The sequence below is a fragment of the Pseudomonas sp. JE3303 genome (assembly GCF_056312565.1).
Genome location: NZ_JBWGIF010000009.1, coordinates 1 through 24,997, shown reverse-complemented (window position 1 = coordinate 24,997; position 24,997 = coordinate 1). Strand labels below are relative to the sequence as shown.

The 24,997-nt window shown below is 55.2% G+C and carries 15 protein-coding genes and 11 pseudogenes; 22 read left to right on the top strand and 4 right to left on the bottom strand.

Translation table 11 applies throughout. The features are described 5' to 3' along the window. Nucleotides 1-96 precede the first annotated feature (96 nt). The 12 genes and pseudogenes from AC0ZZU_RS14060 to comJ all read left to right on the top strand — a co-directional run bounded on the left by AC0ZZU_RS14060 (nt 97) and on the right by comJ (nt 12,388). The gene (locus tag AC0ZZU_RS14060; protein WP_476341484.1) at nt 97-1,947 is read left to right on the top strand and encodes a type VI secretion system Vgr family protein; all 1,851 of its coding nucleotides are present in this window, start codon (nt 97-99) and stop codon (nt 1,945-1,947) included. An 11-nt stretch (nt 1,948-1,958) separates the two neighbouring features. Next, nucleotides 1,959-2,546 carry a hypothetical protein gene (locus AC0ZZU_RS14055; protein WP_476341482.1) on the top strand — a complete coding sequence of 196 codons (588 nt, stop codon included), beginning with the start codon at nt 1,959-1,961 and terminating at the stop codon, nt 2,544-2,546. A 33-nt stretch (nt 2,547-2,579) separates the two neighbouring features. After that, nucleotides 2,580-3,047, top strand: coding sequence for a DcrB-related protein (locus AC0ZZU_RS14050; protein ID WP_476341480.1), 468 nt, complete (start codon nt 2,580-2,582; stop codon nt 3,045-3,047). A 3-nt stretch (nt 3,048-3,050) separates the two neighbouring features. Next, a pseudogene (locus AC0ZZU_RS14045) lies at nt 3,051-4,262 on the top strand (DUF6531 domain-containing protein); the annotation flags it as partial. After that, nucleotides 4,262-4,756 (top strand): annotated as a pseudogene (locus AC0ZZU_RS14040) (bacteriophage T4 gp5 trimerisation domain-containing protein); the annotation flags it as partial. The pseudogenes AC0ZZU_RS14045 and AC0ZZU_RS14040, both read left to right, overlap by 1 nt. A gap of 11 nt (nt 4,757-4,767) precedes the next feature. Then, on the top strand, nt 4,768-5,355 hold the full coding sequence (locus AC0ZZU_RS14035; protein WP_476341482.1) for a hypothetical protein: 588 nt from the start codon (nt 4,768-4,770) through the stop codon (nt 5,353-5,355). A 33-nt stretch (nt 5,356-5,388) separates the two neighbouring features. Then, nucleotides 5,389-5,856, top strand: a complete 468-nt coding sequence (locus AC0ZZU_RS14030; protein WP_476341480.1) for a DcrB-related protein — start codon at nt 5,389-5,391, stop codon at nt 5,854-5,856. Between the two features lie 3 nt (nt 5,857-5,859). After that, nucleotides 5,860-10,092, top strand: a complete 4,233-nt coding sequence (locus AC0ZZU_RS14025) for an RHS repeat-associated core domain-containing protein (RefSeq protein ID WP_476341479.1) — start codon at nt 5,860-5,862, stop codon at nt 10,090-10,092. Nucleotides 10,093-10,101: 9 nt separating this feature from the next. Next, nucleotides 10,102-10,902, top strand: coding sequence for a hypothetical protein (locus AC0ZZU_RS14020; protein ID WP_476341478.1), 801 nt, complete (start codon nt 10,102-10,104; stop codon nt 10,900-10,902). Between the two features lie 171 nt (nt 10,903-11,073). Next, a pseudogene (locus tag AC0ZZU_RS14015) lies at nt 11,074-11,555 on the top strand (RHS repeat domain-containing protein); the annotation flags it as partial. A gap of 120 nt (nt 11,556-11,675) precedes the next feature. Beyond that, a pseudogene (locus tag AC0ZZU_RS14010) lies at nt 11,676-11,840 on the top strand (RHS repeat-associated core domain-containing protein); the annotation flags it as partial. Nucleotides 11,841-11,998: 158 nt separating this feature from the next. Beyond that, a complete protein-coding gene (gene comJ / locus AC0ZZU_RS14005; protein WP_476341477.1) occupies nt 11,999-12,388 on the top strand; it encodes a competence protein ComJ in 390 nt (129 codons plus the stop codon). A gap of 253 nt (nt 12,389-12,641) precedes the next feature. On the opposite strand, the pseudogene AC0ZZU_RS14000 reads toward comJ, so the two are convergent. Continuing rightward, nucleotides 12,642-13,301, bottom strand: a pseudogene (locus AC0ZZU_RS14000) (IS5 family transposase); the annotation flags it as partial. 111 nt (nt 13,302-13,412) lie between these two features. Between AC0ZZU_RS14000 and AC0ZZU_RS13995 the strand changes: the two are divergent. From AC0ZZU_RS13995 to AC0ZZU_RS13975, 5 genes and pseudogenes are all read left to right on the top strand, one after another. Continuing rightward, nucleotides 13,413-14,006 carry a hypothetical protein gene (locus tag AC0ZZU_RS13995; RefSeq protein WP_476341476.1) on the top strand — a complete coding sequence of 198 codons (594 nt, stop codon included), beginning with the start codon at nt 13,413-13,415 and terminating at the stop codon, nt 14,004-14,006. A 157-nt stretch (nt 14,007-14,163) separates the two neighbouring features. Continuing rightward, a pseudogene (locus AC0ZZU_RS13990) lies at nt 14,164-16,234 on the top strand (RHS repeat-associated core domain-containing protein); the annotation flags it as partial. A gap of 9 nt (nt 16,235-16,243) precedes the next feature. Then, nucleotides 16,244-16,624: an HNH/ENDO VII family nuclease gene (locus AC0ZZU_RS13985; RefSeq protein WP_476341781.1), complete on the top strand. Its 381-nt coding sequence runs from the start codon at nt 16,244-16,246 to the stop codon at nt 16,622-16,624. Between the two features lie 16 nt (nt 16,625-16,640). Beyond that, nucleotides 16,641-17,075: a hypothetical protein gene (locus tag AC0ZZU_RS13980; protein WP_476341474.1), complete on the top strand. Its 435-nt coding sequence runs from the start codon at nt 16,641-16,643 to the stop codon at nt 17,073-17,075. Between the two features lie 137 nt (nt 17,076-17,212). Then, nucleotides 17,213-17,827 (top strand): hypothetical protein, encoded by a 615-nt coding sequence (locus AC0ZZU_RS13975; protein WP_476341472.1) that lies wholly within the window; start codon nt 17,213-17,215, stop codon nt 17,825-17,827. 653 nt (nt 17,828-18,480) lie between these two features. Here the strand turns inward: AC0ZZU_RS13975 and AC0ZZU_RS13970 are convergent. Together AC0ZZU_RS13970 and AC0ZZU_RS13965 are read right to left on the bottom strand one after the other, a co-directional pair. Next, nucleotides 18,481-18,777, bottom strand: a complete 297-nt coding sequence (locus AC0ZZU_RS13970; RefSeq protein WP_476341470.1) for an immunity protein Tsi6 family protein — start codon at nt 18,775-18,777, stop codon at nt 18,481-18,483. Continuing rightward, nucleotides 18,774-19,135, bottom strand: a pseudogene (locus tag AC0ZZU_RS13965) (polymorphic toxin type 46 domain-containing protein). The gene AC0ZZU_RS13970 and the pseudogene AC0ZZU_RS13965 overlap by 4 nt, the downstream one beginning before the upstream one ends. A 42-nt stretch (nt 19,136-19,177) precedes the next feature. Between AC0ZZU_RS13965 and AC0ZZU_RS13960 the strand changes: the two are divergent. The 4 genes and pseudogenes from AC0ZZU_RS13960 to AC0ZZU_RS13945 form a co-directional block, all read left to right on the top strand. After that, nucleotides 19,178-19,480: pseudogene (locus tag AC0ZZU_RS13960) on the top strand (PAAR domain-containing protein); the annotation flags it as partial. A gap of 37 nt (nt 19,481-19,517) precedes the next feature. After that, a pseudogene (locus AC0ZZU_RS13955) lies at nt 19,518-20,923 on the top strand (RHS repeat-associated core domain-containing protein); the annotation flags it as partial. Then, nucleotides 20,895-21,521 carry a hypothetical protein gene (locus tag AC0ZZU_RS13950; RefSeq protein ID WP_476341468.1) on the top strand — a complete coding sequence of 209 codons (627 nt, stop codon included), beginning with the start codon at nt 20,895-20,897 and terminating at the stop codon, nt 21,519-21,521. The pseudogene AC0ZZU_RS13955 and the gene AC0ZZU_RS13950, both read left to right, overlap by 29 nt. A gap of 431 nt (nt 21,522-21,952) precedes the next feature. After that, nucleotides 21,953-22,926: pseudogene (locus AC0ZZU_RS13945) on the top strand (IS5 family transposase). Nucleotides 22,927-23,116: 190 nt separating this feature from the next. Here AC0ZZU_RS13945 and AC0ZZU_RS13940 read toward each other — a convergent pair. After that, nucleotides 23,117-23,272, bottom strand: a complete 156-nt coding sequence (locus AC0ZZU_RS13940) for a hypothetical protein (protein ID WP_476341467.1) — start codon at nt 23,270-23,272, stop codon at nt 23,117-23,119. Nucleotides 23,273-23,733: 461 nt separating this feature from the next. Between AC0ZZU_RS13940 and AC0ZZU_RS13935 the strand changes: the two are divergent. After that, nucleotides 23,734-24,997: pseudogene (locus AC0ZZU_RS13935) on the top strand (type IV secretion protein Rhs); the annotation flags it as partial.

Here is a 24,997-nt window from a genome sequence, read left to right as displayed (position 1 = left end):
CTTCATGGCGCAATGCCACCACTTCGCTCATTCTTGACATCTCCAGCCTGGAACGGTTCCATGTGCGGATTTCCAGCCTAGTGCAGGACGCATCGGATGATTATGGACGCTCTGGAGCAGATGCTTTCCCAGCATCAACGCTTGATCACATTTGATTCACCACTGCCCGACGACCAAGAGCTGCAGCTGTTGCGATTCGCCGGTCGTGAGGCACTTTCCGAACTCTTCAAGTTCAATGTCGACCTGGTGTCACAAGATGCCAGAATCGAACTCAAGAAGCTCATCGGCAAGAAAGTCACCATGGCCATCACCTTGGCCGATGGCAGCCTGAAATATATAAGCGCGCATGTCTCCGACTTCGTCCACAGTGGCGCTGACGGTGGCGTCGCCAACTATCACGCAGAACTTGTCCCATGGCTGTGGATTCTTAGCCGCCGCCGCGATTCGCGTATTTTCCAGGACAAGACGACCGAACAGATCGTCAAGGAAGTATTCGATTACTACTTGTCGCTGGCGGATCACGAGTTTCGCCTGAGCAAACCGCTGAAACCGATCAGCTATTGCACCCAGTACCAGGAATCGGACCTCAACTTCGTTCTCCGCCTGCTGGAAAACGAAGGCTTGTTCTTCACCTTCCAGCACAGCAAGGAAGGGCATCGGATGATCATTTCCGATGACAGCAGCGTCCTGCCACAGCTGCCTGCCCAGCCGGTCATTCGCTACCACCGCGCCTCCGTCACGGAAACCGAAGACTCGATCACCGCCTGGGCCGCGAGCCGCAAGTTCCAGCCCACGCGCCTTGCGCTCAAGTCCTTCGACTACAAGCAGCCCGGTAATCCCCATCTGGTTCAACTGGGATCAGTGAACCAGCAGGGCGACGTCGGTCAGTTCGAAGTGTTCGAGTACGAAGGCTTGTATGGCTATGCCACTGCCGATGACGGCATGCAGAAGGCCCGTCATCGCCTGGAAGCGATGGAAATGCAAGGCAAGTCGTTCAGCGGAGACAGCAACTGCCGTGCGATGGAGCCTGGTTATTACTTCGAGCTGGCGCAGCACTATGACCACGACAACGATCCCCAGGAAGAACGGCAGTTCCTGCTGACCTCGGTCAACCATTGGGGCCAGAACAACTACACCAATGGTGCCGAAGCCGGTTACGGGAACAAATTCGTCTGCATGCGGCGCAAGATTCCCTATCGCCCCATCCTCAGTGCCCCAAGAGGCCTCATCACCGGACCACAGACCGCGATCGTGGTCGGCCCGCCAGGTGAAGAGATCTACACCGACGAACTGGGCCGCGTGAAAGTCCAGTTCCATTGGGACCGCAATGGCGAATTCGACGACCAGAGTTCCTGCTGGGTCCGGGTCGCCCAGTCCGGTGCCAGCGGCGGGTTCGGCAGCATCATCATCCCGCGGGTGGGTGACGAAGTCGTGGTGATGTTCCTCGACGGCAACCCCGACCGCCCGTTGATCATGGGCAGCCTGTACAACAGCCAGAACACCCCGCCGTGGTCGTTGCCGGCGAACAAGACGCAGAGTGGTTTTCTGACGCGGTCGCTCAAGGGCGACGGCAATACCGCGAACTTCTTCCGCTTCGAGGACAAGCCCGGCGCCGAGCAGATCAGCCTGCATGCCGAGCGCGATATGGACTCCGAGGTCGAGCGCGACGAGACCCTGCAGGTCGGCAACAATCGCACCATCACCGTCGGCGGCACACATACCGAGCAGATCAGCAAAGACACTGTCGTCAACATCCAGGAAGGCTCCTACACCCTGCAGGTTGATAACAATTTCATCCAGATCGGCGCATCCGAGCGAATCATCTTGCAGGTAGGCACCAGCAAGATTTCGATGACGCCATCGGGCATCACGATCGAGGCCGACAAGATCGACATCCTTGGCAAGAATACCTTCGTCAAGGGTGATCGGGTCGACATCAACGAGTGAAGCCAGCACCCATGATCAGGAACCGCCCCAATCTCTACGACCGTCTTTCCGCCACCCGGATAGCGAAGGAGAAGGCTGCTCAAACCGCGCAACTGGAGGCAGCTGCCCTCGAAGCCGAACGGCAAGCCGCACCTGTGCCAGCCGTCGCATTGGAGGATGCCTCGAGCAGCTTCACTTTCGGCGGCTTTCAGTTGGCGTTTCCAGACGGTTTTCGTTTTCGTGATATCCAGACCACCCTGGAGCACGATGGGGAGCCGGTAACCTTGACCATCCGGCGACGAGATGTTCGTCAGGGCCAGACGCTCGACCACCTTTTCGAAGACTCGGTGCAAACGCTTTTGCGCATCAACCCGCAAGTTCGCTTCGTCCGCCGCAGCAATGCCAGCCTTGCTGGCAACCCGGCCAAGGCGCTGGATTTTCAGTTCACCATCGACCACGAGCAGCAGCACGGCCGTCTTATTGGGGCGCTGGTTCCGGTCGCGGGGCGCGATTATCCCCAGTGGCTGGAGATCTCCTGTGCGATCGATCCGGCCAAGGCAGGTCTGAGCCACTGGCTGTTGCAGTTTGACCGCATGCTTGACGGCCTCGCGATCCGCTGACGCCTCTATTTTGAAATCAGGAATTTACATCGCATGGATTATGAGTTGCAGGAAGGCGGCATCTCGCTGCCGCAGGGTTTTCAGGATCGTAGTGTCAACATGTTCGTGCTCGGCGCCAGCGTTCCAGCTCCGCTGAGTATCACTGTCTCCCGCGACACATTGCTGCCCGACGAACAACTGGATCCGTATGTCGAGCGCCAAGTGAAGATGCTCGCCTCCAAACTGCGCGGTTACACCGTGTTCGGCCAGAAAGCGGTGTCACTGTCGACCACTGCGCCTATCGCCGGCATTCAGATCGATGCGTACTACACCAACGACGGCCGTCCGTTCTATCAGCGCCAGGCCGCCTTCCTCATCGAGCCTGGACGCGCGCTCATCTTCTCCACCACCGCCCAGGCTGATTTCAGCCCGGAGCAAAACAAGGACTGGGAGCACCTGCTGGCGAGTTTCCGGCCCCGCACCCCAAGCGTGACCGACACCGACTCCGGCCAGCAGGAGTAACCCATGTTCGAAGCCGCCAGGTTTGGTGACGAATTCGGTCACACCAGCGCCCTGGGTGGGTTTCTGGTCGGGGCTGCCCTGGGTATCGCATTGGTCGCCACGGTAGCCATCGCCACCTTCACCTGCGGGTTCGGTGTGGCGCTGTTGGCAGGCATGGCGGCGGGGGTTGGGGGCAGCCTGCTGACCGCCGCAGGGGAGGCGATAGGGAGTAAATTCTCCTCCCCTTCAGGGACCATCGTCACCGCGTCACCCAATGTGTACATCAACAAGCGCAAGGCCGCTCATGTCGATAAAAGTACCGGCGCGTGCGACAAGCACCCTGGCCCGGTCAAGGTAGCCGACGGCTCGACCAACGTCTTCATCAACGGCGCCCCGGCCGCCCGCAAGGGCGACAAGCTGACCTGCGGCGCGACCATCTCCAGTGGCTCGGGCAACGTCTACATCGGCGGCGGCACCCAGCGCTACCTGCCGGTCGACGATGAAATTCCCGGCTGGCTGCGCACGACCGTAGACATTCTGATGGCTGTCGCCGGAGCAGCGGGTGGTATCGCCCAGCTGATCAAGGCCGGCACCCAGGCTGGCATGAAGGCGGTCATGCCGTGCGTGATGAAATTCACCGCAGGCTTCGTCGCAGGTGAAGTTGCAAGCCGCTATGTCGTCGAGCCGGTGGCCCGTCGAGCAATGGGTGGCCTCACCGGCAACCCGGTGGACATGACCACTGGCCGCAAGGTGATCCCCGACGAAGTCGATTTCAGTCTGCCTGGTCTGATGCCAATCGAGTGGTCGCGCTTCTACGCCAGCGACCTGACGGTTGACAGCGTACTTGGTCAGGGCTGGGTCCTGCCCTGGGAACAAAGCCTGCGTCGCCAAGGCGAGTTCGTTTACCTCACCGACAACCAGGGCCGCACCGTACCCTTCGTGGCGTTGCAGCCCGGCCAGCGAATTTTCAATCCGCACGAGCAGGTCTATCTGGTCTGCACCGAAGGCGGACACTACCTGCTGCAAACCCTCGACAACCTGTTCTTCTATTTCGGCGAAGTCCCGGACGACAACCGCGACGTCCCCCTGCAGCGCATCGAGAACGTCCTCGGCCACTACCTGCACTTCACCCGTGATACCCAAGGCACCCTGACCGACATCAGCGCCACCGGCGGCATCCGTGTGCACCTGCACTACGACCACCCGCTTGGCCGCCTGACCGACATCCGCCGCGTAACCCCGACCGCCCGTTGATCATGGGCAGCCTGTACAACAGCCAGAACACCCCGCCGTGGTCGTTGCCGGCGAACAAGACGCAGAGTGGTTTTCTGACGCGGTCGCTCAAGGGCGACGGCAATACCGCGAACTTCTTCCGCTTCGAGGACAAGCCCGGCGCCGAGCAGATCAGCCTGCATGCCGAGCGCGATATGGACTCCGAGGTCGAGCGCGACGAGACCCTGCAGGTCGGCAACAATCGCACCATCACCGTCGGCGGCACACATACCGAGCAGATCAGCAAAGACACTGTCGTCAACATCCAGGAAGGCTCCTACACCCTGCAGGTTGATAACAATTTCATCCAGATCGGCGCATCCGAGCGAATCATCTTGCAGGTAGGCACCAGCAAGATTTCGATGACGCCATCGGGCATCACGATCGAGGCCGACAAGATCGACATCCTTGGCAAGAATACCTTCGTCAAGGGTGATCGGGTCGACATCAACGAGTGAAGCCAGCACCCATGATCAGGAACCGCCCCAATCTCTACGACCGTCTTTCCGCCACCCGGATAGCGAAGGAGAAGGCTGCTCAAACCGCGCAACTGGAGGCAGCTGCCCTCGAAGCCGAACGGCAAGCCGCACCTGTGCCAGCCGTCGCATTGGAGGATGCCTCGAGCAGCTTCACTTTCGGCGGCTTTCAGTTGGCGTTTCCAGACGGTTTTCGTTTTCGTGATATCCAGACCACCCTGGAGCACGATGGGGAGCCGGTAACCTTGACCATCCGGCGACGAGATGTTCGTCAGGGCCAGACGCTCGACCACCTTTTCGAAGACTCGGTGCAAACGCTTTTGCGCATCAACCCGCAAGTTCGCTTCGTCCGCCGCAGCAATGCCAGCCTTGCTGGCAACCCGGCCAAGGCGCTGGATTTTCAGTTCACCATCGACCACGAGCAGCAGCACGGCCGTCTTATTGGGGCGCTGGTTCCGGTCGCGGGGCGCGATTATCCCCAGTGGCTGGAGATCTCCTGTGCGATCGATCCGGCCAAGGCAGGTCTGAGCCACTGGCTGTTGCAGTTTGACCGCATGCTTGACGGCCTCGCGATCCGCTGACGCCTCTATTTTGAAATCAGGAATTTACATCGCATGGATTATGAGTTGCAGGAAGGCGGCATCTCGCTGCCGCAGGGTTTTCAGGATCGTAGTGTCAACATGTTCGTGCTCGGCGCCAGCGTTCCAGCTCCGCTGAGTATCACTGTCTCCCGCGACACATTGCTGCCCGACGAACAACTGGATCCGTATGTCGAGCGCCAAGTGAAGATGCTCGCCTCCAAACTGCGCGGTTACACCGTGTTCGGCCAGAAAGCGGTGTCACTGTCGACCACTGCGCCTATCGCCGGCATTCAGATCGATGCGTACTACACCAACGACGGCCGTCCGTTCTATCAGCGCCAGGCCGCCTTCCTCATCGAGCCTGGACGCGCGCTCATCTTCTCCACCACCGCCCAGGCTGATTTCAGCCCGGAGCAAAACAAGGACTGGGAGCACCTGCTGGCGAGTTTCCGGCCCCGCACCCCAAGCGTGACCGACACCGACTCCGGCCAGCAGGAGTAACCCATGTTCGAAGCCGCCAGGTTTGGTGACGAATTCGGTCACACCAGCGCCCTGGGTGGGTTTCTGGTCGGGGCTGCCCTGGGTATCGCATTGGTCGCCACGGTAGCCATCGCCACCTTCACCTGCGGGTTCGGTGTGGCGCTGTTGGCAGGCATGGCGGCGGGGGTTGGGGGCAGCCTGCTGACCGCCGCAGGGGAGGCGATAGGGAGTAAATTCTCCTCCCCTTCAGGGACCATCGTCACCGCGTCACCCAATGTGTACATCAACAAGCGCAAGGCCGCTCATGTCGATAAAAGTACCGGCGCGTGCGACAAGCACCCTGGCCCGGTCAAGGTAGCCGACGGCTCGACCAACGTCTTCATCAACGGCGCCCCGGCCGCCCGCAAGGGCGACAAGCTGACCTGCGGCGCGACCATCTCCAGTGGCTCGGGCAACGTCTACATCGGCGGCGGCACCCAGCGCTACCTGCCGGTCGACGATGAAATTCCCGGCTGGCTGCGCACGACCGTAGACATTCTGATGGCTGTCGCCGGAGCAGCGGGTGGTATCGCCCAGCTGATCAAGGCCGGCACCCAGGCTGGCATGAAGGCGGTCATGCCGTGCGTGATGAAATTCACCGCAGGCTTCGTCGCAGGTGAAGTTGCAAGCCGCTATGTCGTCGAGCCGGTGGCCCGTCGAGCAATGGGTGGCCTCACCGGCAACCCGGTGGACATGACCACTGGCCGCAAGGTGATCCCCGACGAAGTCGATTTCAGTCTGCCTGGTCTGATGCCAATCGAGTGGTCGCGCTTCTACGCCAGCGACCTGACGGTTGACAGCGTACTTGGTCAGGGCTGGGTCCTGCCCTGGGAACAAAGCCTGCGTCGCCAAGGCGAGTTCGTTTACCTCACCGACAACCAGGGCCGCACCGTACCCTTCGTGGCGTTGCAGCCCGGCCAGCGAATTTTCAATCCGCACGAGCAGGTCTATCTGGTCTGCACCGAAGGCGGACACTACCTGCTGCAAACCCTCGACAACCTGTTCTTCTATTTCGGCGAAGTCCCGGACGACAACCGCGACGTCCCCCTGCAGCGCATCGAGAACGTCCTCGGCCACTACCTGCACTTCACCCGTGATACCCAAGGCACCCTGACCGACATCAGCGCCACCGGCGGCATCCGTGTGCACCTGCACTACGACCACCCGCTTGGCCGCCTGACCGACATCCGCCGCGTGGTAAACAACGAAGCAGTCGAGACCCTGACCCGCTACCGCTACGACGAAAACGGCCAGCTCAACGAAGTCATCAACCGCAACGGCACCTCGGTGCGCACGTTCGCCTACACCGACGGTGTGATGACCCAGCACAGCAACGCCCTGGGCCTCACCTGCCGATACCGCTGGGAAACCCTCAACGGCCAGCCACGGGTAGTTGAACACTCGACCAGCGACGGCGAGCGCTTCCAGTTCCGCTATGACTTCGAGGCCCGCACCAGCAGGGTGATCGATGTACTGGGGCGCGAGCTGGAGATCCACTACAACGCCGATCACCGCGTCATCGCCAGCCGCGACTATGGCGGCGAGCGCTACGCTATCGAACTCGATAACGCCGGCAACATGACCGGCCTCACGCTGCCCGACGGCAACCAGCTTCGCTTCAAGTACGATGAATACGCCCGTTTGCTTGAAGAATCCGACCCGCTCGGGCGCACCATTCGTTACCAGTACCACCACCTCACCACACTGGTGACCCAGGCTAGCTACCCCGACGGCAGCACCTGGACAGCCCGCTACGACAACAAGGGCAACCTGATCGCGGAAATCGATGCGCTCGGCCACATGACCGAGTACCTCAACAGCGATGACGGCCTGCCGCACACCATCATCGATGCGACGCGCAAGTCCAAGTACCTGTGGTGGAATCCGCTGGCCCAGGTCGAACGCTTCCAGGACTGCTCCGGCAAGAGCACCTACTACCGCTACGACGAGCGCCAGCACCTGGTGGCCGTCACTGACGCGCTCAACCAGACCACCACGCTCGAGCGCAAGCCGGACGGCGAAGTGCTGCGCATCCATCACCCGGATGGCACGACCGAGTCCTTCGCCTACAACGAGCTCGGGCAGGTGCTCACCCACACCGACGGCAAAGGCCAGGTCACCCGCCTGCTGCGCAGTGCCCGCGGCCTGCCGACCAGCCGCCAGGATGCCAAGGGCCAGCGGATCGGTTACGAGTACGACAAGGCATTTCGTCTCACCGCGCTGGTCAATGAAAACAACGCCACCTACGACTTCAGCTACGACGCCTCCGATCGCCTGATCGAAGAAAAGCGCGTCGATAATCTCACCCGGCGCTTCAGCTACGACGACGGCGGTCACCTGATCCGCCTGGATGAAATCGGCTACGGCGAGCGGGGCGAACAGCCCCAGCGCAGCACCCTGTTCGAGCGCGATCCGATTGGCCGGTTGCTGGCCAAGCTGAACAACGACGCACGCCAAGGCTACGCCTACGACGACGCCGACAGGCTGCTCAGCATCCATCGCCAGCCAACGGACAACGGCAAGCGGCTCGGCATCACCGAAGAGAAGCTGGATTTTGCCTACGACCTGCTGGGCAGGCTCACCCAGGAAACCACCCCGCAAGGCCCGCTGGCGTATGAGTACGATCCACTGAGCAACCTGACCACGCTGACACTGCCCACCGGGCAGCACCTGAACCACCTGTACTATGGCAGCGGCCACCTGCACCAGATCAACCTGGATGGCCAGGTGATCAGCGACATGGAACGCGATGACCTGCACCGCGAGGTCTACCGCACGCAGGGCAAGCTCACCAGTTGCTTCGGCTACGACGCGATGGGCCGCAAGGCCTGGCAGTTTGCCTCGAGGTTGCCGGCCGAGAAGCTGTCCCAGGTGCATAACCCCGGGGTTCACCCGGAGCTGCTGGTGGAGCATGCCTACAACCCGATCCACCGTCGCTACGAGTACGACCCGGCCGGCGAACTGAGCCGCACGCTGGACAAGCTACGGGGCGAGACCCGGTACGAATACGAAGCCAACGGCCAGCTGCATAGCCGCGAGACCGGACGCCTGGAGGACAGTGAAGCATTCCGCTACGACCCGGCCGCGAACCGGCTGAACTTCAACACCAGCCAGTTCGACAAGGTGAAAGACAACCGGATCAGGAAGTGGCGGGACCAGGAATACCGCTATGACCCCTGGGGCAACTTGATAGAGAAGCTCAGCGGGCCGGTCAAGCAGCAGATTTTTACCTACGACTGCGAAAACCGACTGGTCAAGGCGCAGACGTTGGTCAGGGGCAAGCTGGAAAGCGTCGGCCAATACCGCTATGACAGCCTGGGACGCCGAGTCGCCAAGCAAGCCGAGATCAATGGCAGCGTCGAGCAGAAACGGTTCCTCTGGCAAGGGCTGAGGATGCTGCGCGAGGAGACGCCGGGGCAGAGCACCCTCTACGTCTACGAGCCGGGTAGCTATGCGCCGCTGGCGCGGGTGGAGCAAGGGGAGGGGGAGGAGCAGAAGCTTTATTACTTCCATACGGATCAGATCGGAACGCCGTTGGAGTTGACGGACAGTGACGGGAAGATCGTCTGGCAAGCGACGTATCGTTCGTGGGGCTCGTTAGAGAATTTGGGGGCTAAGGAAGTTGAGCAGAATCTGCGGTTTCAAGGGCAGTATTTTGATCGCGAATCAGGACTGCACTACAACACATTCAGATTCTACGATGCCGAAGTTGGGCGTTTCGTCACGCAAGACCCTCTTGGGCTAGAAGGCGGTAGCAATCTTTATGGTTATGTGCCGAGTCCGATTACTTGGGTGGATCCTCTGGGGCTCGCCGCATGCCCTATGCGCGAAGTAAACGGCACAAAGATATTTGGTAAAGGGCAAAAAGATGGAACGCCAGGGCATGATCAGTTCTCAGAGGCTATCGCCAACAAATTGGCAATGAGCGGTAAGTTCAAAGAGGTTTATTTGAATAGGTCATATAACTTTGCCAATGGCAAAGGGGTGTCTGGGCGACGCCCTGATATTATGGCTATTGATAAAGCTGGACGAGTTCACTCTATAGAGCTTGCTTCTAAAACTGATATGGGGACCAAATTGCCATCGTTGACGACGCGCAATCAGGTTGCAATGGCTAACTTGCCGAGTTCAAGTCAAGGAAGTATCATTGTGTTAAAGCATCCCTATAATGGCTCTAAGATAAAGAGTGTCTTGGGTAATTTAATTGGTAATATATAGGTCAGTAATATGTATCCAGTGAATGCAGTGGCTGTTTACGGCGTCGAAAAAATCACTCCAGAGCTTGCATATGAGTTAGGGGTGAATTTTTTTCGTATTCTCGGTTTGTCTGTAACGACTTCTGGTTACTATAGATATCGGAAGGATAGGTCTGAAGAAGATGTCGATTTTGTTGAGGTCTCTTTGTCTGATTTGAAAAATGAGCTCGCATCAAAAAGCGCGACATCGTTTAGGCTTTATTGTGGTAACAAAGACGGTGTGCTTTGGGATGCATCTTTTGGATACTCAACAACTGATTTTGGTGGTTTCTATCATCTTGATGCGCAATGGCTTCCGCCTGGATTAGAGGAAGTAAAGGTTTGTGAAATCATCGAGACCTTGTGCAGTTATAAAGCGTTGGATTATGCCATTTTTTATGCTTCCGATGATATTTCTGAAGGGCTTAATTATGCCGAAGGGGAAAACCTAATAAGCGTGTATGACTATGAAAATCCAGTATTGTTCAGTCGAGAGACTGGGGGGAGATTCAAGGGCGCAGAGCGGTATAAGACTAATATGTTGAGAATGGTCTATTTGGTAAACGTTATCAATGAGGGCCATTTGAGGCTGGAAGTGGGGGGGGGCAATTTGCGAGAATGGATTCTGCAAGAGGGGCGACACGGTGTGTTGACTCCCAAGTCGAATGGAATGTGGATGTGGGAGGTTGAGGGTAATAACCTGGAATATGTTAATAATGAACTTGGTGAGGCTGGACTTTTGATTTCTTGGAAACGCTCGCGCCCTTCAAAAAAATCTAAGCTTCTTCCTTGAGGTATGTGAGCTCTTTCTTGATTTTGTCAGCGAGGGCGAGCTAGGGATTTGAATTTTATTCCATCTTCTTCGCTCCCAAGATCCGAAAGTGGAGCGAGTACATTTTGAGGTCGGCAATACTCTTCGCCTAACCGCGCTGGTCAATGAAGAGCGTGGGCGACTATTGCTACGAACAGTCTGGGACGGCGGATAGCCAAGCAGTTGGAGATCAACGGTAAGGTCGCGCACAAGTGTTTCCTGTGGCAGGGCTTACTGATGCTGCGCGAACCTGTACGTCTACGAGCCAGGCAGTTATGCGCCGCTGGCACGGTGGCCCAGACTGACGGGAGCAGCAGAAGCTCTACTACTTCCATACGGATCCGATCGGTACGCCGTTGGAAATCCCCGACAGCGAGGGTGAGGTCGTTTGGCAGGCGACGTATCGGGCCGGGGGCGCGGTGGACAGGCTGACAGTCCATGCGGTCGAGCAGAACCTCAGGTTCCAAGGGCACTACTTCGATGATGAGAGGGGGCTGCACTACAATACGTTTAGGTATTACGATCCAGAGGTGGGGCGGTTTGTCACACAAGATCCGATAGGGTTGGCGGGCGGGGTTAACTTGTACCAGTACAATCCCAACCTTGTAACATGGGTTGATGCACTTAGGCTTGCGGGGTGTACACTCCTAAAATCTAACGCGGCAGATCATGATTATAGGTTGAGCCTTAAGAGGTCGGAATACCCAGAGACATTTGGCCACATTCAGGATGCCATAAATCGAGGGCAGCCATATATGGTCACCATCCAGAGAGATACTGCGAAACTAAATAGAAAACTGAGCCTGAAAGATGTCAAAACTATGAAGGCAAAAGATCGAGATGAATGGCCGGTGGCGATGTTTAAGGAAGGTGGTGAGGGTGCAAGCGTAAGGCATATTGACCCTAGCGATAACCGGGTAGCGGGATCAAGTATAGGTAATATATTGTCCGATCTGTCAAACGGCACAAAAATTAAGGTGGAGATATTAATGGCGGTTTTAAGTCAGAAAGTGGATTTGCTCATCTCCCACAGCCAGATCCAGGTGCGTACCCGTCCCTACGATGAAATGTCCAGTCAATGGGGGGAAAAAATATTGAGCAAGGTGCGATTTTACACGATGATTATGTCGTTTTCGATCCGCTTCCCGACGATGCGTTCGGTGCAAATGTGGATTTATATCTCGTCGATAAGTTTTCACAGGATAAATTATCCCAGCGGTGTATCGTCGTGCCATTCACGGTCACTAGTTTAGATTGCGTCGAACTTTCTTCAGCCACTGAAAAAGCCAGCATTAATTTAAGTTTAGAAAAGCGTAAATACGCTCTATATTTTGAAGTTTGTGAGTTTGATGAGATATTTTATAAGCTAACTTTTGTTCCTTCTGATGTGGTAACTATTGCAGAGTATTTAATTGATGATCCTTGGGGTGGAGTTAAAGGTAGGTCGCTAGTTAATGGTTTGGCTTAGATCGTAATTTTATTTACCTTTCATCATGGATCCTCTTTAGAAAAAATAGGAAGCAGCCGTAGGTCTACGGTTAAGCCACTGCCGGTCTTTTATAAACCTACTATAAAATCTGGGCAGTTATGACGATAGCCATCACTCGGCTACCTTTACGTGAAACACCTTTACTAAGGCAGCGGCCACCTGCATCAGGAGAACCTGGATGATCAGCAGATCAGCGACATACGGGTTGGATCGACCCATGGGGATGGGAGTGCTAGGCTCTGTACGAAAAGAGATGTCGCAAACACCGCATGGAGCAAGCCAGCGAGACCATAGCGGCATAGCTTTTCGCAAGCTTGTCGAAGCGTGTCACGATCCTGCGGTTCTCTTTCAGCCGGCCAAACATGCGCTCAACGATGTTGCGCTGTCGGTACTTGGGCCGATCAAACAGTCTGGGTAAGCCAGGCTTTGGTTTGCGCTTCATTGAGCGCATCGGGATGACGGGCTGCATTCGATATTGGTCGCAGTAGCGCCGAAGCGCTTCGGCGTCGTAGCCCTTGTCGGCAAGCAACCATTTACAGCGTTACGCGGGCGGCCACGTTGACTTGATGGAATGCTGACTTCGTCCAGCAGTGGCTGGGCGTAGCTGATGTCGCTGGTTTGACCGCCAGAGAGGAGGAAGCGCAACGGTGTCCCGTTGGCGTCGCAGAGCATGTGGATTTGGTTGTAAGGCCGCCGCGACTGCGGCCTAGAGCGTGATCGGCAGGCTCGTCAGGCCCCCTTTTTTCCGAGCGCCAGATGAGGCCCGGGTTGCACATACTGCTGTTGAATCGATCATCCAGGTTTGCAGATTGATCAAGCCTTGCTCATTCATTCTCAGGTGTAAGCGTTGGAGCATCTGATCGAATGTCCCCTGGTTACGCCAGCCCCGAAACGGGCGGCGGGTCGCCAAGCAAGCCGAGATCAATGGCGGAGTCGAGCAAAGGTTGTCAGTCCTTAAAGAGCAGCTAAGTAGTGGTAAAACTTTTGCCGTTAAGAGGTGAGTATGGGGTTGGTTAATTTCAAAAGTTTGCTAAAAAATCTACGGGATAAGTTAGATGCTGCTATTTGTCCAGTCGCTGTTGATGAGGGGGTAAGCAGTAAGCATGAAGCAAAGTGGTCAAGAGGACCCGCTTTCGCGCTCATCCCGTTTGGCTTGGAGTTGGCGGGAATCAAGCCAAGTTTATTATCGAAAACGGAGCCAAAAAATAAAAAAAATTGTTACAAGTATATTTTCGGTTTAGATGGATGTTCTCAAGTTATTATCTGTGGCGCAAAAGCAACAGTAATCGAAGTTGAAGAGTACTTTGCTGAGGGGGATTCAAGGTTTTCAATCCGATTCGATATGGATGGTGAGGCAATCCGGGCGTCAGTTCTAGTTTATCAGGATGGACGACCTTGGGTTGCCTGTCGTTTAGAAGAGGATGGAGAGTATTGGTGTCATGAGTATAAATTTAAAGATGGTAGAGTGGATTCGATGATGGTGTATGCTACAAATAGCGTGCCGGGGACGGAGATATTTGTGCATTACAATGGTGATGAGGTTTCCAGTTTATATTTCTATAATGGCTCAGTGTGCGTACCTATCTACGAAGCCTAATTAATTGTTGTGCTGCTGTAGCTGAGTGCTTCAGTCGGGCTGCTCGAATGATTATATAGTTTCGCGCTCTTTAAAAAACATCGATGCGAAGTGGCTGCCAACATTGTCCCGGTCACTTCATACCTCAATAATTAGAGAAAAATACCGCAATCATATCGTGATTATTGGTCCCTTGATGCAAAAACGGCAACATCCTCTTGCAGCGTATTTAAATGTCCTCGGCCACTACCTGCACTTCAGCGTGACGCACAAGGGGGCCTGGCCGACATCAGCGCCACTGGCGGCATCCGCGTGCACCTGCACTACGACTATCTACCGACATCCGATGCGTGGTGAACAACGAAGCGTTCGAACCCTGACACGCTACTGCTATGAAACTTCGAGACCCGCACCAGCTGGGTAACCGACATACTGGGCCGCGAGCTGGAAATCCACTACAACGCCGACCACCGCGTCATCCCCAGCCGCGACTATGGCGGCGAGCACTACGCCATCGAACTCGATGACGCCGGCAACATGACCGGCCTCACGCTGACCGACGGCAACCAGCTGCGCTTCAAATACGACGAATACGCCCGCCTGCTCGAGGAAACCGACCCCCTGGGCCGCACCATCAGCTATAAGCACCATTTCGCGACGCCGCTGGTGACCGAAACCCGCTTCCCCGACGGCAGCGTGTGGCAAGCCCGCTATGACGACAAGGGCAACCTGATCACCGAAATCGACCCGCTGGGCCACAAGACCGAGTACCTCAACAGCGAGGACGGCCTGCCGCACACGATCATCGATGCCACCTACAAGTCCAAGTACCTGTGGTGGAACGCCTACGCCCAGGTCGAACGCTTCCAGGACTGTTCGGGCAAAAGCACCCACTACCGCTACGACGATCGCCAGCACCTGGTGGCCGTGACCGATGCACTGAACCAGACCACCTCGCTGGAGCGCAAGACCGATGGCGAGGTGCTGCGCATCAACATCCAGACGGCACCTCGGAAACGTTTACCTACAACACCCTCGGCCAGGTGCTGACGCACACCGATGGCAAAGGCTAGACGACCCGTTTGCAGCGTACCTCCCGCGGGTTGCCGAGCAGCCGCCAGGATGCCAAGGGACAGTGGGTTCGTTACGAGTACGACAAGGCCCTGCGACTGACAGCCTTGGTCAATGACCTGCACCGCGAGGTCTACCGCACCCAGGGCAAGCTTTCCAGTTGCTTCGGTTACGACGCGATGGGCCGCAAAGCGTGGCAGTTCGCCTCGACCTTGCCGGCGGAGAAGCTCTCGCAGGTACAGAACCCCGGCATCGAACCGGTATTGCTGATGGAGCATGCGTACTACCCGATTCACCGTCGATATCAGTACGATCCCCCCGGTGAACTGGTGCGAACGCTGGACAAACTACGCGGCGAGATCAAGTACGAGTTCGAAGCCAATGGCCAGTTGCGCAGCCGCGACACCGGCTCGTTGGTGGGGAGCGAAGAGTTTCGGTACGACGCTGCGGCGAACCGGCTGGGCTTCAATACCAGCCAGTTCGACAAGGTGAAGGACAACCGGATCAGGAAGTGGCGGGATCAGGAATACCGCTATGACCCGTGGGGCAACTTGATCGAGAAGCTTAGCGGGCCGGTCAAGCAGCAGATTTTTACCTACGACTGCGAAAACCGGCTGGTCAAGGCGCAGACGTTGGTCAATGGGAAGCTGGAGAGCGTCGGCCAGTACCGCTATGACAGCCTGGGACGCCGAGTCGCCAAGCAAGCCGAGATCAATGGCAGCGTCGAGCAGAAGCGGTTCCTCTGGCAAGGGCTGAGGATGCTGCGGGAGGATACGCCTGGGCAGAATATCTTGTACCTGTATGAGCCGGGTAGCTATGCACCGTTGGCGCGGGTTGATCAAACAGAAGGTGAAGAGCAGAAGCTTTACTACTTCCATACGTATCAGATTGGTACACCGCTGGAATTGACGGATAGCAATGGGAAAGTCGTCTGGCAGGCAACGTATCGCTCTTGGGGCGAGATTGAGCAGTTAACGGTCAATGAGATCTGGCAGGGCCTGCGGTTTCAAGGGCAGTACTTTGATGTCGAAACGGGTCTTCATTATAATACGTTCAGGTACTACGATCCAACAGTTGGGCGGTTCGTCACTCAGGACCCAATCGGATTGGCTGGAGGATTTAATCTTTATCACTACGCCCCGAACTCGATAAGTTGGATAGACCCATATGGTGTATCTGGCTTCTTTATGAGTTCAACGTTCACCGCGCCGTCAGGTAGCACTCATACTGTCTTTCAACAGAAAATCGATTGGGATCTGCCGGTTAATACGCGTGAGGGGGTAAAAACGAATATGGATTTAGCGTCGGAAGGTAGAAGTGCTTTTGTAGTGAAAAATGGTAGTTACTCACAGCTTAATTTGCACCACTCTAAACAGGATGGTCGTGGTGCGCTTTTTGAATTGTCTGCGGATACGCACCAGGCATATGGACGGACAAATGCACTACATCCTCATTTACCTGACCAGCATCCCCATAACCCAGTCAATCGTGATATCTTTAAGGTAGATAGAGAGAGTTACTGGTTGTCTAGAGCGCAAGCCGAAAAAACATTCGTTCAAATAAAGTAAGTTGCGGGTGAGGAATATGCTTTCTAATAAGGTTAAGGATTTTTGTCGTCAAAAAGGCTGGTGGTACGATGATGCAAGCTCAGTGTACGAACTTGAGCTGCAGAAGCTAGGTGTTGGGTTGAATTCTGATTGTGCGGAGTTTTATTTACATGCCGAAGATGGGCCAACATTCACTTCGGGTGGGCATGAGCTTTATCAGCTGGGTTGGTTCGCTAAAAACACAAAATTCGATCTCGCTTTGCAACGGGCGCACGATACATTGGGACTTGATGCCGTATATATACCCTTGGATAGTTTTGAGGGTGAGGGGGGATATTTTTATAACTCCAAGACAGGTGAGGTGGTTGAGGTTTCTCTTGGTCAAAGTTTAGCGGATTTCAAGGCGGGTCGCTTGGCCCCTCAGTGGGGGAGTTTCAATGAATTTATTGAATTCTATTTTGGGCTGACTTAAGTAGGTTTGTTTTTTTTCTTTGAAATATTAGCGAGTCTTGCGACTCAATATTGCGAGTGACTCATTTGAGACCGTTGGGCGGGACTCACTGCTAGAGGTACTCTATAGGCTCTAATGTTCTTATGTGTCGGTGAGATATGAGCTCTGATAATCGTTTTTTTTTCGAATCTGAATTGTTGAAAGTGCTAAAGAAGGTGGCGGAACAATTTGATGGTGTTACAGCTTCAAAAAATAAGCTAAAATTCAAGTACAAGAAGAAGTTTGTGGCTGAGCTTTTTCTAGAGCATTTGGTGCGTGTGGATTCCTATGTTCTTGGCGGATTGGTATATGGGGGGGAGTTTTTCGAATGTTCTTCCAGTTTTGCACCTCCGTATAAAAGCAATTTGTTCAATCACTGCTGTTTTTCGTTTATTTCATCAGGGGAGCAGACGAAGAGGTTTAGTGGCGATTTCGGGGGGGCTATCAAAACGCCTTCTCCGAGTTCAGTGATGAATGTATGCGCTCATATTAGGTCCGTCCTTGAAGAGTGGTATATTCCAAAAATTCTAGCATGTATTGTTCCTGCGCAGCGTACAATCAAAGATGTGCTGTCTTCTCCTGATGACTACGCTTACCCCGCAGTATTTATTCACTGTGCTGCAGTTCGGGACCCAAGCTTTGCTGATGAAGGACTATTGAGTCAGGCGCTAAGATCGCCTAAGATAGTTAAAGTTAAAGATTACGATGTTCCACTTCTCTCTTTGGTTAAGTGATTTAAATCTGTAATATACATTCACTTAGAGTGCCGCGTGCCGGTCATGTACTTAAAGAATGTTACGGTTGGAGGGGCGCTCAGGCACTCCATCGAGGGCGCTTCTAAGATCAACTCTGTTAGAGGTTGTGGGTGAACAGATTAGCGTAGTAATCGAGCTGTATTCTCCGGAATTGGATAGGGGATCTGATGTGGCGATGTGGGTGGTTTTTCATGCTGGCGAACGTGTAGTTTGGGAAAGCGCCAGCTGCCGATGACTTGATCTTGTCTACGATAGTCGATGAGTTATTAAAATGCCAGGTGGTATTCAGCCCGTCTCGAAGCAGCCGAGCGAAGAGGATAAAAATTATGCTCGATGAATCTAGTCGAGACTCACCGAGAGTTTCAAGAGCGGTGCCTCTATTTGTTCTTGGCTTGACAGTCAGTAGGCATAAACTCACCCGGCGGGATTTGATAACAAACGCGAGCGCTGCCTCTGGATTGACCGAGCGGGTCTCGCCCGCGGCCACGAACGGAGACTGTGCCATTCACCGCTATGCCTACCCCAGCAGTCACTTTATCATCACCGCTAAGCGCGCTACTATCTGATGGAATCCGTTCAAAATCAACGCTCCGCGTTTTTCATCAAGCTGACTTACTTTCTGATCGGCAGCTTTAATCTGGAAGCTGTATCTTCAGTCCACGTGCGGATTGTATGGCGACGTAGTAAGCATCTTTCAACGCTCGGGCCAGTTCCGGATCATTTTCTTCGAACTCCTTCGACGCAATCGCGCCGGTGCTAAGCTGATGTAGCCTGGATTTGTCGGTTTCGGAACCCTCAAAAACGGCTTTTACATAGTCCAGTTGTTTTAGCAGCAGATCGTAGACCGGAAGTTGTGGGCAACCGTTACGTCGGTGTACCGTCAGCTCAATGGCTTTTTGAACATAGGCGAGTGGAGTGGCTAATTTCATGGGTTACCCGGCGTGATTAGTTTGCAAAGTTCTCGTTGCCCAGAAGTCATCTGTCGGGCTCCCTCTATTGCCTCGAACGACTGTGTAGGAACAGACCAGGCGTCGAGCACTCGAGCAGACGTGCTGCGTAGTAGCGTCACTTTATCAGTGGATTGATAAACGTTGACGATCTTCGGTACGAAAGTTTCAGTATTATAGATTTGACCCAAAGGTTGATGCCCAGCTGAGAAGGCACGGTATCGGGGGTGGGAGAATACCACATGCCTTGGCGGCCTCCTGGCACCTGGAACTGCCAGAGTTTCTTGCCGCTGTTGATGGTCTCGACGCTTACAGGCTTCGTGAAGTCCGGTCCGTTCATGTAGGCTTCATAGTCGGCCGGTTTGTAGTCTTGAGACTTGAAGACAAGCACCCCGGTCCGGACAAGGTCGCCGACGGCTCGACCAATGTTTTCATCAATGGCGCCCCGGCCGCCCGCAAGGGCGACAGGCTGACGTGCGGCGCGAGCATCTCCAGTGGCTCGGGCAACGTCTACATCGACGGCGGCACCCAACGCTACCTGCCGGTAGACGATGAAATTCCCGGCTGGTTGCGCACGACCGTCGACATTCTGAAGGCTGTCGCCGGAGCAGCGGGTGGTATTGCCCAGCTGATCAAGGCCGGCACCCAGGCCGGCATGAAGGCTGTTATGCCGTGCGTGATGAAATCACCCACACCGACGGCAAGGGCCAGGTCACCCGTTTGGCAAGCTCACCAGTTGCTTTGGGTATGACGCCCGCGGGCGCAAGGCCTGGCAATTTGCCTCGAGTTTGCCGGCCGAAAAACTGTCACAGGTGCATAACCCCGGGGTTCACCCGCAGCTGCTAGTGGAGCATGCCTACAACCCGATCCACCGTCGCTACGAGTACGACCCGGCCGGCGAACTGAGCCGCACGCTGGACAAGCTACGGGGCGAGACCCGGTACGAATACGAAGCCAACGGCCAGCTCCACAGCCGCGAGACGGGACGCCTGGAAGACAGCGAAGCGTTCCGCTACGACCCCGCAGCGAACCGGCTGAACTTCAACACCAGCCAGTTCGACAAGGTGAAAGACAACCGGATCAGGAAGTGGCGGGACCAGGAATACCGCTATGACCCTGGGGCAACTTGATCGAGAAACTCAGCGGGCCGGTGAGGCAGCAGACTTTCAGCTACGACTGTGAGAATCGTCTGGTCAAGGCGCAGACGTTTGTCAGTGGGAAGCTGGAAAGCGTAGGCGAGTACCGCTACGACAGCCTGGGACGGCGAGTAGCCAAACGGTCGGAGATCAACGGCAAGGTCGAGCAGAAGCGTTTCCTGTGGCAGGGCTTGCGGATGCTGCGGGAGGAGACGCCGGGGCAGAGCACCTTGTACGTCTACGAGCCGGGCAGCTATGCGCCGCTGGCGCGGGTGGACCAGGCGGAGGGGGAGGCGCAGAGGCTTTACTACTTCCACACGGATCAGATCGGAACGCCGTTGGAGATGTCCGACAGCGAGGGTGAGATCGTTTGGCAGGCGACGTACCGGGCCTGGGGCGCGGTGGACAGGCTGGCTGTCCATGCGGTGGAGCAGAACCTGCGGTTTCAGGGGCAGTACTTCGATGATGAGACGGGGCTGCACTACAATACGTTTAGGTATTACGATCCGGAGGTGGGGCGGTTTGTTACGCAGGATCCGATTGGGTTGGCTGGTGGGAGTAACTTATATAAATATGCCCCAAATTCTATTGGATGGACAGATGAACTTGGCTTGTCATGTAGATCAGATGCTAAAGTTCTTAGGAAAAACCTCGGCGTAAGTCCTCAGGGTGGTGGGCAATACGACGCACATCACATAATAATGTCAAATTCAAAAGACGTGAGGATGGTTGGACTACGTAATAAGATGGATGATTTAGATATTGACATAAACGATAAGCGTAACGGTATTTGGTTGCCAAATACTGAGTCGGCTAGAGTTCCTAGGACAACAGCGACGCCTCATAAAGGCGCGGGAGTGCATGGTAAAGTATATAAGCAATATGTATTTGACAAAATGCATGTTGCAAGTACGCGAGAGGAATTTTTGATCGCCTTGTCGGATGTTAAGAAGTCGCTCTTTGATGGCGTTAACTTTAAAATTGTTAGGTGAAGGTATGATGCTAAGCAAGCTCGAAGATCTGAAGAATGAAGCTCTAAGTAAGTTGGGAGATGCGTCATTCTGTTCTTTATTTGTTGAGGGTGGTGCGCCCGTCAAGGTGTTGTGGTCCAAGGGACCTGCCATTTCAATAGTGCCTTATGAGTTGGAAATGGCAGGTGTGATCCCAGCCGACATGTCTATAAAGGAACCGTCTAGCAAGAAGAATGTGTACAGGTATCTGTATGATGGTAATCGCCTTCAAAGGATTGAGGTCCATAACTCGAAGGGTCAAGTCCATGAGACAGAGTTATACACTTATGTTGATGCTCGCATATATGCTATTAAGATAAATCGTCATGCAGAAAATCTATGGATAAAAATAGCGGACTTGAATAAAGGTAACGTAATACGTGCTTGCCGAGTAGACTTCGATTCCGAGTTTTGGTCTTTTGGCTATCAATGGCAGGGTGGGAATCTCCAGGAGATTTTATCATTTTCTTCAAATAGTGTTCCCGGGGTCAGGATCTACCCTGAATATAGCGAGGATAACGCGCTGGTAGGGATGTATTTTGTGAAGGATGAAATCAAAGTCTACGTATACAGGCGTTAGATCTGACGTCTGATATAAAACGCCCGATGGATTTGCTTGGATGTAACTCTGTGGTGGATATGTTGGGAACTAGCATTGAGTTCTGATGCCGATCCACTGGTAAAGCGTGCGCGTGCCAAATACGTCAGAGTTAAATGAGGTGAGTTATCTAAAAAAATCAGTTATCGGCGCAAAGTGGTGACTGTTTTGAGGATGTATAACACGATATCTATCCGGTCTGAGTTAATATTCTTGAGGCATGGTGCTTATTAACCTCTGATAACGGATCACGTGTTTTAGGTTAACGAAATGAGCGGCGGTATCTTTAGTGATGCCATTAAAGATTCGAGTGTTTGTTGTTCGCGGCCCACCTCGCGCTCCTTAAGGAAATCCTGGAAAAGACTTACTGATTTGGCAAAATCCCCGGACACTAATCGCCGAGCTTTGCGATGATGAAGCAGATGACCTTCGCTGATGCCGAGTACGCCGGTAAGCGTAAGCAGACCTGCAAGGAGCTGTTCCTGATCGAGATGGATCGGGTCGTACCCTGGGAGGGTTTGATTGCTTTGATCGAACCTCATTACCCAAAGGGCGAAGGCGTCCGTCCAGCCTATCCGCTGATGGCGATGCTGCGGATTCATCTGATGCAGAACTGGTTCGGTTACAGCGATCCGGCGAGGGAAGAGGCGCTGTACGAGACGACGATCTTGCGCCAGTTTTCCGGTCTGAGCCTGGAGCGAATCCCGGATGAAACCACCATCCTCAACTTTCGTCGCCTGCTGGAAAAGCATGAGTTGGCCACCGGTATTCTCGGCGTGATCAATGGCTATCTGGGCGACCGTGGCTTGTCATTGCGACAAGGCACCATCGTCAATGCCACGCTGATTCATGCTCCCAGTTCGACCAAGAACAAAGACGGCAAACGCGACCCAGAAATGCACCAGACGAAGAAGGGCAACCAGTATTACTTCGGCGCCAAAGCACATTGGTGACGACGATGAGTCCGGGCTGGTGCATAGGGTGGTGGTCACTGCGGTCAACGTCGCGAACGTAACCCAAGTCGACAAACTGCTGCACTGTGGTGAGAACGTGGTCTGCGCTGATGCGGGCTATACCGGTGTAGAGAAGGGTGAAGAGCATGCGGGGCGCCAAGTCATCTGGCAGATTGCAGCCCGGCGCAGCCAAAAAGCACGGTAAAGGCAGCGCGTTGTACAAAGCGATACGCAAGATCGAGAGAGCCGAGGCCCAGGTTCGCTCCAAGGTTGAGCATCCATTTCGGGTGATCAAGCGCCAGTTTGGTTACACCAAGGTGCGCTTCCGGGGCTTGGTGAAGAATACTGCACAGATGGTGACGCTGTTTGTCCTGTCGAACCTGTGGATGGCGCGTCGACATTTGCTCTCCAATGCAGGCGAGGTGCGTCCGTGAAGAGTGAAGTGGCTGCTGCGAGGTGCTTGCAGCGGCGAAAATGGTTGAAATAAACGGCAGATTTGACCGGGATTTGAACGGCTGCCGTTTTTTGAAAGCGCAGATGACCAAGTAGCGGGAAAATAGCGGGCTACTTCAGACCCTCCCTAACACGGAAAACCGGGCGAAAATTTCCTCAACACACGCTATATCACGCCTTTTTCAGCAAATAGAGCTTCGTGCCGGGGAAATTTTTGATTGCCACCGCAATACGGTAAGTTGATCGGGGCTTGTCCAGCAGCATTAAAGGCGCTGCAATGTCAGAAAACAGCCTAAGCTTTGTCACTGAGTTGTATTTGGTACTCATAACCATATCCACATTAAGCCGGCTTTCCACAAGTACTTTTTATTTGACTGATGAACGAGCCTGGAGACATCATCGCCGGTCCACTTGGATGCAAAAATTTTTCGCCGATCGTCAAAGTAGTTGCCACGTAGAGTCTGAGATGAGTAGCTTCGACCAAGGCAAGTAGTACCGTAAAAGCCCCATCAGCAAGCCGAACGCCAGCGTCTTGCCTGCATCTCACCGCACTAGCCTCAATTGGTTCAAACCAGCTCATCTGGGTTGGGATCTCCTACGTAGGAACTCTTCGACAACTGCAAGTCCTTCGTGCGCACCACCCATCATCTCTAGCGTGAAGCGTGAATAAGCAAGCTCTAGCTCACCATGCTTGGACAGGTTGCGCTCAGCAAATAGAGCTCGGGCAGGTGCTCACCCACACCGACGGCAAGGGCCAGGTCACCCGTTTGCTGCGCAGTGCCCGCGGCCTGCCGACCAGCCGCCAGGATGCCAAGGGCCAGCGGATCGGGTACGAGTACGACAAGGCATTTCGTCTCACCGCGCTGGTCAATGAAAACAACGCCACCTACGACTTCCGCTACGACGCCTCCGATCGCCTGATCGAAGAAAAGCGCGTCGATAATCTCACCCGGCGCTTCAGCTACGACGACGGCGGTCACCTGATCCGCCTGGATGAAATCGGCTACGGCGACCGGGGCGAACAGCCCCAGCGCAGCACCCTGTTCGAGCGCGATCCAATTGGCCGGTTGCTGGCCAAGCTGAACAACGACGCACGCCAAGGCTATGCCTACGACGACGCCGACCGGCTGCTCAGCATCCATCGCCAGCCAACGGACAACGGCAAGCGGCTCGGCATCACCGAAGAGAAGCTGGAGTTTGCCTACGACCTGCTGGGCAGGCTCACCCAGGAAACCACCCCGCAAGGCCCGCTGGCGTATGAGTACGATCCACTGAGCAACCTGACCACGCTGGCACTGCCCACCGGCCAGCACCTGAATCACCTGTACTACGGCAGCGGCCATCTGCACCAGATCAACCTCGATGGCCAAGTCATCAGCGACATGGAGCGCGACGACCTGCATCGCGAGGTCTACCGCACCCAGGGCAAGCTCACCAGTTGCTTCGGCTACGACGCCCGCGGGCGCAAGGCCTGGCAATTTGCCTCGAGTTTGCCGGCCGAAAAACTGTCACAGGTGCATAACCCCGGGGTTCACCCGCAGCTGCTAGTGGAGCATGCCTACAACCCGATCCACCGTCGCTACGAGTACGACCCGGCCGGCGAACTGAGCCGCACGCTGGACAAGCTACGGGGCGAGACCCGGTACGAATACGAAGCCAACGGCCAGCTCCACAGCCGCGAGACGGGACGCCTGGAAGACAGCGAAGCGTTCCGCTACGACCCCGCAGCGAACCGGCTGAACTTCAACACCAGCCAGTTCGACAAGGTGAAAGACAACCGGATCAGGAAGTGGCGGGACCAGGAATACCGCTATGACCCTGGGGCAACTTGATCGAGAAACTCAGCGGGCCGGTGAGGCAGCAGACTTTCAGCTACGACTGTGAGAATCGTCTGGTCAAGGCGCAGACGTTTGTCAGTGGGAAGCTGGAAAGCGTAGGCGAGTACCGCTACGACAGCCTGGGACGGCGAGTAGCCAAACGGTCGGAGATCAACGGCAAGGTCGAGCAGAAGCGTTTCCTGTGGCAGGGCTTGCGGATGCTGCGGGAGGAGAC

Bases quoted from the DNA above. Each gene is read 5' to 3' on its own strand.
- AC0ZZU_RS14060 (WP_476341484.1), top strand. From the start codon at position 97: ATGATTATGGACGCTCTGGAGCAGATGCTTTCCCAGCATCAACGCTTG.
- AC0ZZU_RS14055 (WP_476341482.1), top strand. From the start codon at position 1,959: ATGATCAGGAACCGCCCCAATCTCTACGACCGTCTTTCCGCCACCCGG.
- AC0ZZU_RS14050 (WP_476341480.1), top strand. From the start codon at position 2,580: ATGGATTATGAGTTGCAGGAAGGCGGCATCTCGCTGCCGCAGGGTTTT.
- AC0ZZU_RS14035 (WP_476341482.1), top strand. From the start codon at position 4,768: ATGATCAGGAACCGCCCCAATCTCTACGACCGTCTTTCCGCCACCCGG.
- AC0ZZU_RS14030 (WP_476341480.1), top strand. From the start codon at position 5,389: ATGGATTATGAGTTGCAGGAAGGCGGCATCTCGCTGCCGCAGGGTTTT.
- AC0ZZU_RS14025 (WP_476341479.1), top strand. From the start codon at position 5,860: ATGTTCGAAGCCGCCAGGTTTGGTGACGAATTCGGTCACACCAGCGCC.
- AC0ZZU_RS14020 (WP_476341478.1), top strand. From the start codon at position 10,102: ATGTATCCAGTGAATGCAGTGGCTGTTTACGGCGTCGAAAAAATCACT.
- comJ (WP_476341477.1), top strand. From the start codon at position 11,999: ATGGGGGGAAAAAATATTGAGCAAGGTGCGATTTTACACGATGATTAT.
- AC0ZZU_RS13995 (WP_476341476.1), top strand. From the start codon at position 13,413: ATGGGGTTGGTTAATTTCAAAAGTTTGCTAAAAAATCTACGGGATAAG.
- AC0ZZU_RS13985 (WP_476341781.1), top strand. From the start codon at position 16,244: ATGAGTTCAACGTTCACCGCGCCGTCAGGTAGCACTCATACTGTCTTT.
- AC0ZZU_RS13980 (WP_476341474.1), top strand. From the start codon at position 16,641: ATGCTTTCTAATAAGGTTAAGGATTTTTGTCGTCAAAAAGGCTGGTGG.
- AC0ZZU_RS13975 (WP_476341472.1), top strand. From the start codon at position 17,213: ATGAGCTCTGATAATCGTTTTTTTTTCGAATCTGAATTGTTGAAAGTG.
- AC0ZZU_RS13970 (WP_476341470.1), bottom strand. From the start codon at position 18,777: ATGAAATTAGCCACTCCACTCGCCTATGTTCAAAAAGCCATTGAGCTG.
- AC0ZZU_RS13950 (WP_476341468.1), top strand. From the start codon at position 20,895: ATGGCGTTAACTTTAAAATTGTTAGGTGAAGGTATGATGCTAAGCAAG.
- AC0ZZU_RS13940 (WP_476341467.1), bottom strand. From the start codon at position 23,272: ATGAGTACCAAATACAACTCAGTGACAAAGCTTAGGCTGTTTTCTGAC.